This window comes from Paracoccus tegillarcae, assembly GCF_002847305.1.
Lineage (GTDB): Bacteria > Pseudomonadota > Alphaproteobacteria > Rhodobacterales > Rhodobacteraceae > Paracoccus > Paracoccus tegillarcae.
Genome location: NZ_CP025408.1, coordinates 1698741 through 1713244, shown reverse-complemented (window position 1 = coordinate 1713244; position 14504 = coordinate 1698741). Strand labels below are relative to the sequence as shown.

General features: G+C 62.3%; 12 protein-coding genes. 3 read left to right on the top strand and 9 right to left on the bottom strand.

The window, feature by feature from the left end:
- Positions 1-29: 29 nt before the first annotated feature.
- Positions 30-758 (bottom strand): outer membrane protein, encoded by a 729-nt coding sequence (locus CUV01_RS08425; protein WP_101460082.1) that lies wholly within the window; start codon positions 756-758, stop codon positions 30-32.
- Positions 759-952: 194 nt separating this feature from the next.
- Positions 953-3388, bottom strand: coding sequence for a DNA topoisomerase (ATP-hydrolyzing) subunit B (gene gyrB / locus CUV01_RS08420; protein ID WP_101460081.1), 2436 nt, complete (start codon positions 3386-3388; stop codon positions 953-955).
- Between the two features lie 180 nt (positions 3389-3568).
- On the opposite strand from gyrB, the gene CUV01_RS08415 reads away from it, so the two are divergent.
- Entirely contained in the window at positions 3569-5098 is a 1530-nt protein-coding gene (locus CUV01_RS08415; protein ID WP_232962638.1) for a phospholipase D-like domain-containing protein, read from the top strand.
- Positions 5099-5115: 17 nt separating this feature from the next.
- Here the strand turns inward: CUV01_RS08415 and CUV01_RS08410 are convergent, their stop codons facing one another.
- The 7 genes from CUV01_RS08410 to mutM form a co-directional block, all read right to left on the bottom strand.
- The gene (locus tag CUV01_RS08410) at positions 5116-5751 is read right to left on the bottom strand and encodes a LysE family translocator (RefSeq protein ID WP_101460079.1); all 636 of its coding nucleotides are present in this window, start codon (positions 5749-5751) and stop codon (positions 5116-5118) included.
- On the bottom strand, positions 5748-6827 hold the full coding sequence (gene recF, locus CUV01_RS08405) for a DNA replication/repair protein RecF (protein ID WP_101460078.1): 1080 nt from the start codon (positions 6825-6827) through the stop codon (positions 5748-5750). Before recF ends, CUV01_RS08410 begins: the two co-directional genes overlap by 4 nt.
- Entirely contained in the window at positions 6824-7942 is a 1119-nt protein-coding gene (gene dnaN, locus CUV01_RS08400) for a DNA polymerase III subunit beta (RefSeq protein WP_101460077.1), read from the bottom strand. Before dnaN ends, recF begins: the two co-directional genes overlap by 4 nt.
- A gap of 98 nt (positions 7943-8040) precedes the next feature.
- Entirely contained in the window at positions 8041-9411 is a 1371-nt protein-coding gene (gene dnaA, locus CUV01_RS08395; protein WP_232962636.1) for a chromosomal replication initiator protein DnaA, read from the bottom strand.
- 553 nt (positions 9412-9964) lie between these two features.
- On the bottom strand, positions 9965-10234 hold the full coding sequence (rpsT, locus tag CUV01_RS08390; protein ID WP_101460075.1) for a 30S ribosomal protein S20: 270 nt from the start codon (positions 10232-10234) through the stop codon (positions 9965-9967).
- A 154-nt stretch (positions 10235-10388) separates the two neighbouring features.
- Entirely contained in the window at positions 10389-11165 is a 777-nt protein-coding gene (locus tag CUV01_RS08385; protein WP_101460074.1) for an enoyl-CoA hydratase, read from the bottom strand.
- 75 nt (positions 11166-11240) lie between these two features.
- The gene (gene mutM / locus CUV01_RS08380) at positions 11241-12086 is read right to left on the bottom strand and encodes a bifunctional DNA-formamidopyrimidine glycosylase/DNA-(apurinic or apyrimidinic site) lyase (RefSeq protein ID WP_101461961.1); all 846 of its coding nucleotides are present in this window, start codon (positions 12084-12086) and stop codon (positions 11241-11243) included.
- Between the two features lie 100 nt (positions 12087-12186).
- On the opposite strand from mutM, the gene ubiE reads away from it, so the two are divergent.
- On the top strand, positions 12187-12933 hold the full coding sequence (gene ubiE / locus CUV01_RS08375; RefSeq protein WP_101461960.1) for a bifunctional demethylmenaquinone methyltransferase/2-methoxy-6-polyprenyl-1,4-benzoquinol methylase UbiE: 747 nt from the start codon (positions 12187-12189) through the stop codon (positions 12931-12933).
- 1 nt (position 12934) lies between these two features.
- Positions 12935-14470 (top strand): 2-polyprenylphenol 6-hydroxylase, encoded by a 1536-nt coding sequence (gene ubiB, locus CUV01_RS08370; RefSeq protein ID WP_101460073.1) that lies wholly within the window; start codon positions 12935-12937, stop codon positions 14468-14470.
- The last annotated feature ends 34 nt before the right edge of the window (positions 14471-14504 follow it).

The window sequence follows — 14504 nt, the reverse complement described above, 5'->3', positions numbered from 1 at the left end:
GCCGGCCCAATCGGATTTTCGTCAACCGATCAGAAGCTGAAGTTGACGCCGACTTTCAGGTGGTGATGCTCAGGCGTTGCCTGCGTCACATAACCTGCATCGTCGGTCAGCGCCGTCTTGCCAGTGCCGCGGAATTCCCATTCCCCGAACACGGACATGCGTTCCGAAACCTTACGCTCTGCACCCAGACCCAGGATCCAGGCATTGTCAGAGTAGCTACCGGCATAATCCATGCCATCGCCCACGACCGTATAGTTGAAATCGCCGCGACCAACACCGGCGATGCCATAGATCATCGAATCACCGGCCCCGGTCAGGACGCCGGCCTTCACGCGCAGCGCCATGAAAGTGTCCATTTCGGACGTGGCGGTCACGCCATCGGTGTCGAATGAGGCGTCGGCGCTGGATTTTTCATAGGACAGTTCAGGGCCAATCACGATCTGACGGCCGCTCATTTGCGTTTGCCAGCGATACCCAAGCTGCACGCCGTAATCGATACCGCTGATATCGGCGCTATCGCGTGTGATCGCGGGGCCGCCGGTCGGTGCGCGGACGCCGACCCGGTCGTCGGAACCGAAGGCATAGCCAAGCGCAACACCACCATAGGCACCCGCCCAGGAAGATTGCGTTTGTACTTCGGGGGCGACGATGACGGGACCGGGCACGACTGGCGCAACATAACCGCCAGCAAAGGCTGCGGGGGCCATCAGCGTAAGTGCGACGACCGACCCAATACGCAAGCGAGAAGTCGTGAACATGTGGGTTACCTCTTTAATCTTCGGGCGCAGACGGAACAAAATCAATAGATCCGCAAATTATACACCCTGCCCTAACACAGGACAGATCAACGTGCGGTTAACAAATCAGTCAGGCGGCCTATTTTGGACGATAAACTGACAGGGCGCGGCAAAAACAACACAGAATCGAGCAGGAAACCGACCGAAAGCCGGCGCTAGATGTCTAGATTCTCTACACTTAGCGCATTTTGCTGGATAAACTCGCGCCGTGGCTCGACCACGTCACCCATCAGCTTGGTGAACAGATCCTCTGCCTCGGCAACGTCCTCGATCCGCACCTGCAACAAGGTGCGCGCATCCGGGTCCAGCGTCGTTTCCCACAGCTGATCGGGGTTCATTTCGCCCAGACCCTTGTAGCGCTGCAGCGACAGACCCTTTTCGCCCTCAAGGAAGATCGCCTGCAACAGCCCAAGCGGGCCATAGATCGGCGTTTCGCGATCCTTGCGCACAAGGCGAGCGGGCTTGGCATAGACATCTTGCAGCACTGTGGTCATTTCGCCCAACCTGCGGCTCTCGCCGCTGCGCAGCATCGGTCCGTCCAGCAACCTGCTTTCCTCGACACCACGCAACAGCCGCGCCAGTCGGATACCGCCATCCTGCGTCGGGCGTCCGGTCCAGCCGCGTTCGTATTCGGCGGCGATCATGTCCAGCCGCTCGGCCACCGCCGACGCCACGCCCTGCGCATCCGCATCAATCCGGCCGCTCACCAACGCGCCGGCAATCGCGGCCTGTTCAGTGATATGGGGCGGATAATGCGTGGGATAGGCGCGCAGGATACGACGTGTCACACGGGCCTCTTCGACCACGCGGGTCAGATCGGCACCGGTGATCTGCTCGCCACCGCTGAGAACCAGACTGGCGCCGTCGATGCCCTGCTCGATCAGGTAATCCTCAAGTGCCGCCTCGTTCTTCAGATAAACCTCAGAGCGCCCGCGCCCGACCTTATAAAGAGGCGGCTGCGCGATATAGAGATGCCCGGCCTCGACCAGTTCCGGCATCTGCCGGAAGAAGAAGGTCAGCAGCAGCGTGCGGATATGTGCGCCATCGACATCGGCATCAGTCATGATGACGATCTTGTGGTAGCGCAGCTTGGCCAGATTGAACTCGTCCCGCCCGATGCCGGCACCCAATGCGGTGATCAATGTCCCGATCTGTTCGCTGCCCAGCATCCGGTCGAAACGCGCGCGCTCGACGTTCAGGATCTTGCCGCGCAGAGGCAGCACCGCCTGGTTCTTGCGCGAACGGCCCTGCTTGGCCGAGCCGCCGGCGCTGTCACCCTCGACGATGAACAGTTCCGACAGGGCCGGGTCCTTTTCCTGACAATCGGCCAGCTTGCCGGGCAGGCTGGCCACGTCCATCGCGGTCTTGCGACGTGTCAGTTCGCGTGCCTTGCGCGCGGCCTCGCGGGCCAGCGCCGCCTCGACGATCTTGCCGATGATCTGACGCGCCTCGGCCGGGTTTTCCTCGAACCACTCGGTCAGCTTTTCGCCCACCAGTTGCTCGACCGCCGGCCGAACCTCTGACGAGACCAGCTTGTCCTTGGTCTGGGACGAGAATTTCGGATCTGGCACCTTGACCGACAGCACGCAGGTCAGGCCTTCGCGCGCGTCGTCGCCGGTGAAGTCGATCTTTTCGCGCTTGGCGATGCCGCTATCCTGCGCATATTTCGTGATCACGCGGGTCAACGCACCACGAAAGCCCGCCATATGCGTGCCGCCGTCGCGCTGCGGAATGTTGTTGGTAAAGGGCAGCACCGTTTCGTGGTAGCTGTCATTCCACCACATGGCCACTTCGACGCCGATGCCGTTCTTTTCGCCAGTCATAAAGATCGGCTCTGGCATCACCGCCGTTTTCGAGCGGTCCAGATAGCGCACGAACTCGCGTACACCGCCTTCGTAGACCAGCTCAGAGCGCTGGTGTTCGGCATGGCGCTCATCCTCGAGGATGATCCTCACACCGCTGTTCAGGAAAGCCAGTTCGCGCAGGCGGTTTTCCAGCGTCTTGAAGTTGTATTCCAGATTGCTGAACGTGCCGTTCGGATCGGTCTGCCGGTTAGAGGCCAAGAACCGTACCTCGGTTCCGGTCTCGCCGGGCGCATCAGCCACGACCTTCAGATGTTCTACCGTCTCGCCATGTTCAAAGCGGGCGATGTGTTCCTTGCCATTTCGCCAGACGCGCAGTTCCAGCCAGTCCGACAGCGCGTTCACCACCGACACGCCGACGCCGTGCAACCCGCCCGAAACCTTATAGCTGTTCTGGTCGAATTTACCGCCTGCATGCAGCTGGGTCATGATGACCTCGGCTGCGCTGACGCCCTCGTCCTTGTGCATGTCGACCGGGATACCCCGACCGTTGTCGCGCACCGAAACGCTGTTATCGGCGTGAATTTTCACGTGAACATAGTCGGCATGACCGGCCAGCGCCTCGTCGATGCCGTTATCCACGACCTCATAGACCATATGATGCAGACCCGAGCCGTCATCGGTATCGCCGATATACATACCGGGCCGCTTGCGCACGGCCTCTAGTCCTTTGAGAACCTTGATGGAATCGGCGCCGTATTCGGCGGGTTGCTGCTCGTGTTCTGACATGCGTGAACATTCCTGTTTTTCTGCGCCTGATATAGTCACTCCTGCGGGGAAAGTCACGGGAAACACACCATATTTCGTGGCTTGAAGACGCAATCCGCCGCCCCCTTGCGTCGATCCGTTGGGCGGTGGACAATCGCGGTTATAATATCCTGATGGGGACAAGCAATGCGGTGGTTGAAAATGATACTTTGGGTCCTGCTGATCATCCTCATCCTCTGGTTTGTCGGGCGACTGATATTCCCGGTTCCCTCCGGCGACGGCCAGGAAGTCGAAACCTCGATCCCCTTCGACCCGGCAACGACCCTCGGCCCGCAGGCGCAAGAGGCGCAATCAGCCCATCCCGACCAAAGCGGCGTCATCCCGCTGCCTGACGGTCAGGGCGCGCTGATCAGCCGGGTCAAGCTGGCGGATGGTGCCGAACGCTCGATCGATGCGATGTATTACATCTGGCATTCGGATGCGTCCGGACTGATCCTGCTGGACGCGCTGCGCAAGGCGGCCGAGCGCGGCGTGCGCGTGCGGCTGTTGCTGGACGATAACGGCATTCACGGGCTGGACCCGACGCTGGCGGCGCTGAACGCGATGCCGAATTTCAGTGTACGGATCTTTAACCCGTCGACCACGCGCAGCCCCAAGATGCTGGGCTATGCGCTGTATCCGCTGCGGATGAACCGGCGCATGCACAACAAGGCATTCCTCGTCGATGGCGCCGTTGCCATCGTCGGCGGGCGCAATATCGGCGATGAGTATTTCGCCATGGGCGACGCCCCGGCCTATCTGGATCTGGATGTCGTGGGCGTGGGCTCGGTCGTGACCGACACCGCTGCGATCTTTGACGAATACTGGAACAGCCAGCCTGTTCTGGCGCTGGACAAGGTGATCAAGGGTCAGGGCGATCTGGCCTCATTCGACAGCGCGGTGGCCGAGGCCGAGGCATCGACAGAGGGTCAGATCTTTGCGGCAAATGCCCAAAGCGCGGTGGATCAGTTCGTCAACGGCCAGACACCCCCGCTGGAATGGACCGATGTGCAGGTCGTGGCCGACGATCCGATCAAGGGCATGGGCACCCATGACAAAGAGCAGCTGATGATTTCGCGCCTCGGCAACATTCTGGGCGATGTTCAGAAGAATCTGGATGTGATTTCAGCCTATTTCGTGCCGGGCAAGGCCGGCAGCCAGATCTTTGCCGATCTGGCGGAAAAGGGGATCAATGTCAGCATCATGACCAATTCATGGGAGGCAACCGATGTCCCCATGGTCCACGCGGGCTATGTCAAATACCGCCGCGAATTGCTGGAAGCCGGGGTCAAGCTGTATGAATTGAAACCCATCGCCGGCTTGTCGCAGGGCAAGGATGAACTTGGCCCTATCGGATCGTCCGGGGCCAGCCTTCATGCCAAGACCTTCTCTGCCGATGGCGCGCGGGTGTTTATCGGTTCATTCAATTTCGACCCGCGCTCTGCCTCATTGAACTGCGAAATGGGGTTTCTGATCGACAGCCCCTCGATCGCCCGCGCGGGCAGCGCCGCGCTGACCGAAGGGCTGGCCACGCGCAGCTTTCAGCCAGAGCTAGAGGGCGACAAGATGGTCTGGCGCGATCCGCAACCCGACGGGTCGGTCAACACCATTGAGCACGAGCCGGGGCTGGGCGTGTTCGACCGTGTGGTGGTCTATGTAATGAACGTGCTGCCGATTGAGTGGTTGCTGTAATCGGCACAGGCCCGGCCTCACCCGGCGAGCAGTTGCCCCAACCCGATCACGCAGCCAACGGCGATCAGCAGACCGCCTGAAATCAGGTTCATCCTGCGTATTCCAGCGGGCGTCGCCAGCTTTTGCCGCGCGGCGGCGACGGCGGCCCCCATGCCAAGGTTCAGCATGAAGGGGATCGTCACCGACATCGCGACGATGACGGTCACATCGGTGGCGGTGATGCTGGCCATATCGAAAAAGCCCGGCAAGACGCCGATATAGAACAGCGCGGCCTTCGGGTTTCCGGCGATCGCCAGCAGACCGGCGGTAAAGCCCGCCCAGCCCCCGCGCCGGGTCAGGCGGCTGTCGCGTTCGACCGGCTTGTTCGCGGTGCGGATCAACGCCAAGCCCATGCCGACAAAGACCACGGCGGCGATCCAGCGCAACGCCTCCATCAGCACGGCGCTTTGGGCGACCACGACCGACAGCCCGAAAATCGCCACCAGCGGCCAGATCATGTCGCCCACGGCCACGCCCAGTGCCAAGGGCCAGATACCGGCAAAGCCCGAGGACAGCGCCCGCGCCATGATTGCGACCCAGACGGGGCCGGGGGTCAGCCAGATGGCAACCATCGCGCCGGCATATAGCAGGATCGCCTCGGCGGTCAGGGTCATGCGATTTCCTCTACGCTTGATGCGCCGTCGTGTTTGGTGATGGAAAGCCGGCGTGCATTCGGCCCGAACCCCTCAAAGAGTTCAGGGCCGGTGCCAGTCAGCAGCGTCTGAGCAGGCATGGCCGTGATTTCGGCATACAGCGCCGCGCGGCGATCCGCGTCAAGATGCGCTGCGACCTCGTCCAACAGCAGCACCACCGATTCCTGCGACAGCGCCCGCGCATTTGCCAGAACCAGCGACAGAAGCAGTGCCTTTTGCTCTCCGGTCGATGACAGCGCCGCCGGCATATCCTGCGGCCCCCAATGAGCCCCCAGATCGGCGCGGTGCGGGCCGCTCAGCGTGCGGCCCGCCGCCAGATCGCGCGGTCGCATCGTGGCCAGCCGGTCGGCAATGCTGGCCGTATTCGCGTCATCAGCAAAGCCCTCGCCCGGCAGCAGCTTCAGGGTTGCTGCGGGAAAGCTGGTCTCGGCATCGCGCTGCGACGCCATGATCGCGGCAATGGCCGACAGCCGGTTGCGGGTCAGACTGGCACCGGCCTCGGCCATCTGGCTTTCCAGCGCCCGATACCAACCCCCGTCGCTGATCTGGTCGCGCAACAGCCGGTTCCGTTCGCGCATCGCCTTGTCATAGGCCAGCGCAGAATCAGCGTGATCGGGGAGCAGGCTCAGCGTCACCCGGTCCAGAAATCGCCGCCGCACCTCGGGCGGATCAGACCACAGCCGGTCCATCGCCGGCACCAGCCAGATGACCCGCAGCATCCGCCCCAGGGCAATCTGCGGTGACGGCTTGTCGTCGATCTCCACGCCGCGCACCTGCCCCGCGGGCGCAGTCGTTTCAACCTGGCTTTCACCTATGGCCGCGCGGATTCGCCATCCGGCCTCGACGCCCTTGCGTGCCTGATCTGCCGCCGCTACGCCGCGCAGACCCCGGCCCGGCGACAGCATCGACACAGCTTCCAGAATGTTGGTCTTGCCCGATCCGTTCGCGCCATAGATCGCTACCGGGCGTTCATCCAGATCAAGGGCCAGTCGCGGCCATGACCGGAACTGCGCAAGGGCCAGATGGCTAAGTGTCACACCCGCATCGGCATGACGACATAGACAGCACTGGTGTCGCCGCCCTCACGGATCAGCGCCGCATCGCCCGAGCCGTTGAACATGAAGACCGCATTCTCGCGATCCACCTGGCTGGCGATTTCCTGCAGGTATTTGGCGTTAAAACCGATTTCCAGCGGCTCGTCGGCATAGGCCACGATCAGTTCCTCATCGGCGGCACCCGCATCAGGCGCGTTCACCGACAAAATCAGCTTGTCCGTCTCAAGCGCCAGCTTGACGGCGCGCGAACGCTCGCTGCTGACGGTGGCCACGCGGTCGACGGCACGGGCGAAATCACTGGCATCGACCTCCAGCTTGCGGGTGTTCCCCGCCGGGATGACACGGCTGTAATCGGGAAAGGTGCCGTCGATGACCTTCGAGGTCAGCGTGATGTCGGGCGTGGCAAAGCGCACCTTGGTCTCGCTGACCGAAACCGCGATGGCCGTGTCATCATCGTCCAGCAGCTTGCGCAGCTCTGCCACGGTCTTGCGCGGCACGATCACGCCCGGCATCTCGGCGGCACCATCAGGCAGCGTCGCGTCGATGCGTGCCAGCCGGTGACCATCGGTCGCAACGCAGCGCAAGACCGGGCCATCCTCGCCGGTCGCCACATGCATGTAGACGCCATTCAGATAATAGCGCGTTTCCTCGGTCGAGATGGCGAATTTCGACTTGTCGAACAGGCGCCGCAGCTGCGCGGCCTTGGCGCTGAAATTGGCGCTGTATTCGGTGGTGGCCATCACCGGGAAATCCTCGCGCGGCAAGGTCGCCAGACTGAAATTCGACCGCCCGGCCTGCACGGTCAGGCGCGCCGAGGCGTCATCCGAGGTGATATTGACCAGCGCCCCGTCGGGCAGTTTCCGCGCGATCTCGTTCAGCATCACCGCGCTGACGGTGGTGGCGCCGGGGCGTTCGACCTGGGCTGCGGCGCGATCCACGACTTCGGTGTCCAGATCGGTTGCCCGAAAGCTGACACCTTCGGGCGTCGCCTCGATCAACACATTGGCGAGGATCGGTATGGTATTGCGGCGCTCGACGACCGATTGGGCCTGGCTAACGGCCTTGACCAATACCGTGCGTTCAATGGAAAATTTCATGACCGTCCCTCACCCTGTATCCGTAGCCCTTGCCCGGACCCGCGTTGTAGCCGCCCTTGCAGGCGGTCACAAGAATTTCAATAGAAAGTCAGGGGTGGTCAAGCCTCAAGCAGGCGCTTGAGCAGGTCAATGTCCTCTGACAGACCCTCATCGCTGCCCGCCAGTTCCTCGATCTTCTTCACGCCGTGCATGATCGTGGTGTGATCGCGACCGCCAAAGCGCCGGCCGATCTCGGGCAGAGACCGATTGGTCAACTGCTTGGACAGATACATCGCGATCTGGCGCGGGCGGGCAACGGTGCGCACCCGTTTGGGCCCGATCAGGTCGGCCAGACGGATGTTGTAATGCTCGGCCACCTTGCGCTGGATTTCCTCGATGGAAACCCGCCGGTCCGAGGCGCGCAGAATATCGGTCAGGCATTCCTGCGTCATATCCAGCGTGATCTCACGGCCGATCAGGCTGGCAAAGGCGAAGAGCCGCTGCAACGCGCCCTCTAGCACCCGCACATTCGAGGTGATCCGGTGCGCAAGGAATTCCAGCACGCCCGGCGCGATCTCGAGGCCGGGATACTGGCTGCGGAATGCCTCTGTCTTGGCCTGCAGGATGCCCAGTCGCAGCTCATAGGTGGTCGGGTGCAGGTCGGCCAGCAGCCCGCAGGACAGGCGCGACTTGATGCGTTCTTCCAGACCCTTGATTTCCCCCGGCGCGCGGTCGGCCGAAATGACGATCTGCTTGCCTTGATCGACCAAGGCATTGAACGTGTGAAAGAATTCCTCTTGGGTAGAGTTCTTTCCGGCGATGAAATGCACATCATCGACCATCAGCAGATTGACTGTGCGGAACATCTCCTTGAAGTCCATCACGGTCTTTTCCTTCAGCGCCTGCACAAAGCGGTACATGAACTGCTCGGCCGACAGGTACAGCACGCGGTGATCGGGATGGCGGTCGATATATTCACGCGCAATCGCGTGCATCAGATGGGTCTTGCCCAGCCCCACACCGCCATAAAGGAACAGCGGATTGAAACTGACCGGCCCGCCCTCGCCCACGCGACGCGCGGCGGCATGGGCCAGTTCGTTGGGCTTGCCAACGACGAAATTCTCAAAGGTAAAGCGCGGGTCCAGCGGCGCGCCCAGATCGGCGCTGCGTTCGACCTGCAAGGACGCGGCGGCAGTGTCGGCAGAGCGGTCGGAACGCGGCTGGCGGGGCGCGGCAGCGTCGGATGAACCGACGGGGCGAACATGGAAGCGCAGGCGTTCGGCCCGGTGACCCAGACGATCAAGCTCGGCCAGAATGGCCTGCGCGAAATGCCGGTTGACCCAGTCGGACAGAAAACGGGTAGGTGCGGCAAATTCAGCGTTGCCATCCTTCAGATCAACCAACCGCAGCGGCTTGATCCACAGATTGTAGTTATTCGCCCCGACCTCTTGTTCCAACTGCCCGCATGCCTGCCCCCAGATCTTGTCCATTTTTTTTGCCCGTACCCTGTCACTGCAACCTGTCCCCAAACCGCCCCCCGTTTCAGAGGTGACGGCACCGCAAACCCACAGCCCGACAAGAAGCACGACATGCGTCACCCGAGAGATGGCGGACCCGCCATCACCCGGCCGAGACAGCCGATGTGATATCAAAAGGCCAGACGCTGGCAGGTGGCAGCCCGCCGTCATCGTTCCCTTTCGAGAGATGTTCCCATCCCTGACACCAGTCGCGAAAATCATCCGAAGCGGCAGCTAAGGTCGGTTTCGCAACAACCCCCAAGGCGCGATGTGAATCGCTGGAGGCAAACTAGCAATCCGCAACACAGCCGCGCAACCGATCATTGCGCTTGACACGACTTGGCACGCATCGAATCTGCACAGCACTTTGACCAATAAGGAAAAAAACCAAATAGCTCGAAAAATGCGCTGCGAATCAAATAGTTAACAAGTCGTTAAGCAGTTGGGGCGCAGGGTTTCCCCCACGCCCCAGTATTGCCTGTTGCACCCGTTGCAGTACCGCAACGCGGCATCGACGATCGTCGACTCAGCTGTTCGACATCGCTTTCACACGCGACGACAACCGCGAGATTTTCCGCGATGCAGTGTTCTTGTGATAAACGCCTTTGGTCACGCCGCGCATCAGTTCGGGCTGGGCCGCTTTAAGCGCGTCGCGTGCCGTTTCGACATTGCCGCCGGCGATGGCTTCTTCGACTTTGCGCAGGAAGGTGCGGATACGCGAACGGCGCGCCTTGTTGATGGCGGTGCGGTGCTCGGCCTGGCGAGCGCGTTTTTTGGATTGAATGGTATTAGCCATGTGATCGGCTCCGTGGATCTGGTTGCATTTCGTTTGCGCAAAAAAAGACCCACGCAATCCACTTCTGACCAGAAGCGGATCATGATTCTTGCCTAAGCGGGCCCACACGCATGTGGGAAGCGCCTTTAAGCCAGGGGGTCAGGGAAGTAAAGGCCTACTTGTCGCGGAACTGCGGCTCGCGCTTTTCCAAAAAGGCCGACATGCCCTCTTTCTGGTCCTCGGTGGCGAACAATGCATTGAACAGGCGGCGCTCGAACAGCAGCCCTTCGCGCAATGTCGTTTCATAGGACCGGTTCACCGATTCTTTCGCCGCGCGCACCGAAATCTGCGATTTTTCTGCGATCTTCTGCGCCGCGGCCAATGCCTCGGCGACCACCTTGCCGGTGGGCACGACGCGGCTGACCAGCCCCGAACGCTCGGCCTCGGCCGCATCCATGAAGCGCCCGGTCAGGTTCATGTCCATCGCCTTGGCCTTGCCGACGAATCGGGTCAGGCGCTGCGTTCCGCCGATGCCGGCGATAACGCCCAGATTGATTTCCGGCTGTCCGAATTTCGCGTTCTCGGCCGCGATGATGAAATCGCAGGTCATGGCCAATTCGCAGCCGCCGCCCAGGGCATAACCGCTGACCGCGGCGATGATCGGTTTGCGCACGCGCAAGATCGCCTCGGTCGGGCCGGTGAACAGATCCTCGGTAAAGACATCGACAAAGGATTTGTCGGCCATTTCCTTGATATCGGCGCCGGCGGCGAACGCTTTTTCACTGCCCGTCAAAACGATGCAGCGCACCTTGTCGTTCTGATCTGCCTCTGTCAGTGCCGCAGCCAGTTCGTCCAGCAGTTGCTTGTTCAAGGCGTTCAGCGCGTCTGGCCGGTTCAGCCGGATCAGCGCGACCTCATCCTCGATCTCGACGATGATGCTTTCATAAGCCATGGGTTGGACCCTTGTGAAATTTTATGTCGAGCATTTCCTAGCAGGCCAGGCGCGGCTAGGCCAGCGGTTGCCGTATCAGCGCTGGCAGACCGGGCAGTAAAAGCTGGACCGCCCCGACTGAACGATCCGCCGGATGGTGCCACCACAACCCGGCATCGGACATGCCGCACCCGCGCGGTCATAGACGCGAAAGCTGTGTTGGAAATAGCCCAACTCGCCGGTGGCCTGACGGTGATCGCGCAGACTGCTGCCGCCGGCGGCGATGGCATCGGTCAGCACATCACGAATATGTCCGACCAGCGCCGCAATCCGCGCCGCGCCGATTCGCCCGGCCGCCCTGCGCGGGTCGATGCCGGCGCGATGCAGCGCCTCGCTGACATAGATATTGCCCAGACCCGCCACGATGCGCTGATCCAGCAGCGCCTGCTTGACCGGCGCCTTTCGCCCCGCAAAAGCCGCGGCCAGACAGGCCGGCGTAAAGTCCGGACCCAAGGGTTCTGGCCCGATCTGACCCAGCAGCGGGTGATCCTCGCCCTCGCGGATCAAATCGACCATGCCGAACCGGCGCGCATCGTTGAAGGTGATGGTCGTGCCCTCATCCGTTGTCAGCACAACATGATCGTGGCGCGGCCGAATCGCAGGCTCGCGGTGCATGCCTGCCAGCCCCGCGCCCTCGACCAGCAGCCTGCCCGACATGCCCAGATGCATCAGCAGCGCGCCGCCACGATCCAGATCGGCCAGCAGATATTTCGACCGTCGACGCAGACCCAGAACCCGCGCGCCGGTCAGCACCTGCACCAGATCGACCGGCATCGGCCAGCGCAGATCCGGCCTGCGCGCCTCGGCCCGGGCGATGACGCGGCCCTCGAGATGCGGCCTCAGGCCCCGCATCACGGTCTCGACTTCGGGCAATTCGGGCACATCATTCCCTTTCGTCGCATTGCACGTGCGCGTCATCCCGGTCATTGTGCCGGCGGCGCGCGGGCTCTATCTGGTCGCGCAGGCAGAAAACGGCAAGCGCATGAGCGATAAGAAAACCACGCATTTCGGCTTTCAGGAAGTGGACGAGGACGCCAAGGCCGGCAAGGTCCATGACGTCTTTACCAGCGTCGCATCGCGCTATGACGTGATGAACGACCTGATGAGCGTGGGCATCCACCGCGTCTGGAAAGCCGCGATGATGGACTGGCTGGCACCGCGAAACGGCCAGCGTTTGCTGGATGTGGCGGGCGGCACGGGCGATGTCGCCTTTCGCTTTCTGGAACGCGCGCCCGAGGCCGAGGTCACCGTCTGCGACATGACCGAACAGATGCTGATCGAAGGCCGCAAACGGGCCGAGGCCGCAAGGCTGGCCGAGCGTCTTGACTGGGTCACGGGCGATGCCATGGCGCTGCCCTTCGCGGATAATTCCTTTGATCGCTATACGATCAGCTTTGGCATCCGCAACGTCACCCGCATTCCCGACGCACTGTCCGAGGCGTTTCGCGTGCTGCGTCCCGGCGGTCGTCTGATGGTGCTGGAATTTTCGCAACTGCCCGTACCTATGGCGCAATGGGCCTATGACCGGTACTCCTTCAACGTGATCCCTGCGATGGGCAAGGCCGTGACCGGTGATCGCGACAGCTATCAATATCTGGTCGAATCGATCCGTCGCTTTCCCGATCAAGAGGCGTTTGCAGCCCTGATCCGCGCCGCCGGTTTCGAGCGTGTGCAATACCGCAACATGACCATGGGCGTCGCCGCGCTGCATTCGGGGTGGAAGCTGTAGGATGCGCGGCCCACACAATATCTGGCGCCTGATCCGCACGGGCGCGACCTTCGAACGCAGCGGTGCGATGGGCGTCGCGCTGGATGCCGTCGAGGCCCCGCCGCGCGTCCGCATGGCCGCCCGCGTGCTGGGCTGGCCGTTCCGCTGGCTGGGCTACAAGGGTGACCCGAACCTGCCGCCGGTCACCCGCGCCATCACCGCGCTTGGGCCGGCCTATATCAAGTTCGGCCAGATCCTTTCGACCCGCGCCGATGTGGTCGGGACCGAGCTGGCAGACCAGCTGCGCATGTTGCAGGACAAGCTGCCGCCCTTTCCGACCGAGACCGCGCGCCGGATCATCCAGACCGAGCTGCACCAGCCGGTCGAGGCGATCTTTGCCGAATTTTCCGAACCCGTCGCCGCCGCCTCGATTGCGCAGGTTCACCGCGCCCGGCTGCATGCGACGGATCAGGATGTCGCGGTCAAGATCTTGCGCCCCGATATCGAGGCTGCCTTTCGCCGCGACATCGACGCCTTTCACCTTGCGGCATCGCTGATCGAACGGCTCTCGCCCGCCAGTCGCCGCCTGCGCCCCCGTGACGTGGTCAATCATTTCGAATCGGTCGTGACCGGCGAGCTGGACCTGCGGCTAGAGGCAGCCTCTGCGTCGGAATTCTTTGAAAACACCAAGGATGATCCGGGGCTGGATTTGCCGTTGCCCGACTGGCAGCTGTCCTCGCGCCGGGTCCTCATCAGCGATTGGGCCGAAGGCATCCCGCTTGGTGACCGCGATGCGATCGTCGCCGCCGGTCACGACACGGTCGATCTGGGCCGCCGGGTCATCCAGATGTTCCTGCAGCATGCGCTGCGCGACGGTTTCTTTCACGCCGACATGCATCACGGCAACCTCAAGGTCGCCGCGAATGGCGATCTGATCGTCTATGATTTCGGCATCATGGGCGAGATCGACGAATATACCCGCCGCGTCTATGCCGAGATCCTGATGGGCTTCATCCAGCGGGATTATCGCCGCGTCGCGCGCGTGCATTTCGAGGCCGGCTATGTTCCCCGCGACCGCGACGAGGCCGCCTTTGCCCGCGCCTTGCGTGCCGTGGGCGAGCCGATCTTCGGCGCCAATGCCAGCAAGATATCGATGGCCAGCCTGCTGTCCTATCTGTTCGAGGTCACCGAACGTTTCGGGATGCAGACGCGGACCGAGCTTATCCTTCTGCAACGCACCATGGTGGTGGTAGAAGGGGTCGCGCGATCGCTGGATCCACAGTTGAACATCTGGGAATCCGCGCGCCCCGTTGTCACGGATTATATCCGCGACAATCTTGGCCCCCGCGCCATCGCAAATGACGCCAAGCGCATCGCCCAGACCATCAGCCGCTACGCCCCGCTGCTGCCCGAGGTGGTAGAACAGGCATTGTGGGACCGCGCCCATCGCGCCGAAATCGAGGCCGAGAAGGCCGCGCCGCGCAAAAGAATGCCAACCTGGGTCGCCGGCACGCTGTTTGCCCTGATCGGCCTCTCTCTGGGCCTGGCGATCGGCTGATCCCACTGCGCGCGATGGCTGCCAGCGCGCCCAC

Bases quoted from the DNA above. Each gene is read 5' to 3' on its own strand.
- dnaA (WP_232962636.1), bottom strand. From the start codon at position 9,411: ATGGACAAGATCTGGGGGCAGGCATGCGGGCAGTTGGAACAAGAGGTC.
- CUV01_RS08385 (WP_101460074.1), bottom strand. From the start codon at position 11,165: ATGGCTTATGAAAGCATCATCGTCGAGATCGAGGATGAGGTCGCGCTG.
- dnaN (WP_101460077.1), bottom strand. From the start codon at position 7,942: ATGAAATTTTCCATTGAACGCACGGTATTGGTCAAGGCCGTTAGCCAG.
- rpsT (WP_101460075.1), bottom strand. From the start codon at position 10,234: ATGGCTAATACCATTCAATCCAAAAAACGCGCTCGCCAGGCCGAGCAC.
- ubiE (WP_101461960.1), top strand. From the start codon at position 12,187: ATGAGCGATAAGAAAACCACGCATTTCGGCTTTCAGGAAGTGGACGAG.
- CUV01_RS08425 (WP_101460082.1), bottom strand. From the start codon at position 758: ATGTTCACGACTTCTCGCTTGCGTATTGGGTCGGTCGTCGCACTTACG.
- CUV01_RS08410 (WP_101460079.1), bottom strand. From the start codon at position 5,751: ATGACCCTGACCGCCGAGGCGATCCTGCTATATGCCGGCGCGATGGTT.
- ubiB (WP_101460073.1), top strand. From the start codon at position 12,935: ATGCGCGGCCCACACAATATCTGGCGCCTGATCCGCACGGGCGCGACC.
- CUV01_RS08415 (WP_232962638.1), top strand. From the start codon at position 3,569: ATGATACTTTGGGTCCTGCTGATCATCCTCATCCTCTGGTTTGTCGGG.
- gyrB (WP_101460081.1), bottom strand. From the start codon at position 3,388: ATGTCAGAACACGAGCAGCAACCCGCCGAATACGGCGCCGATTCCATC.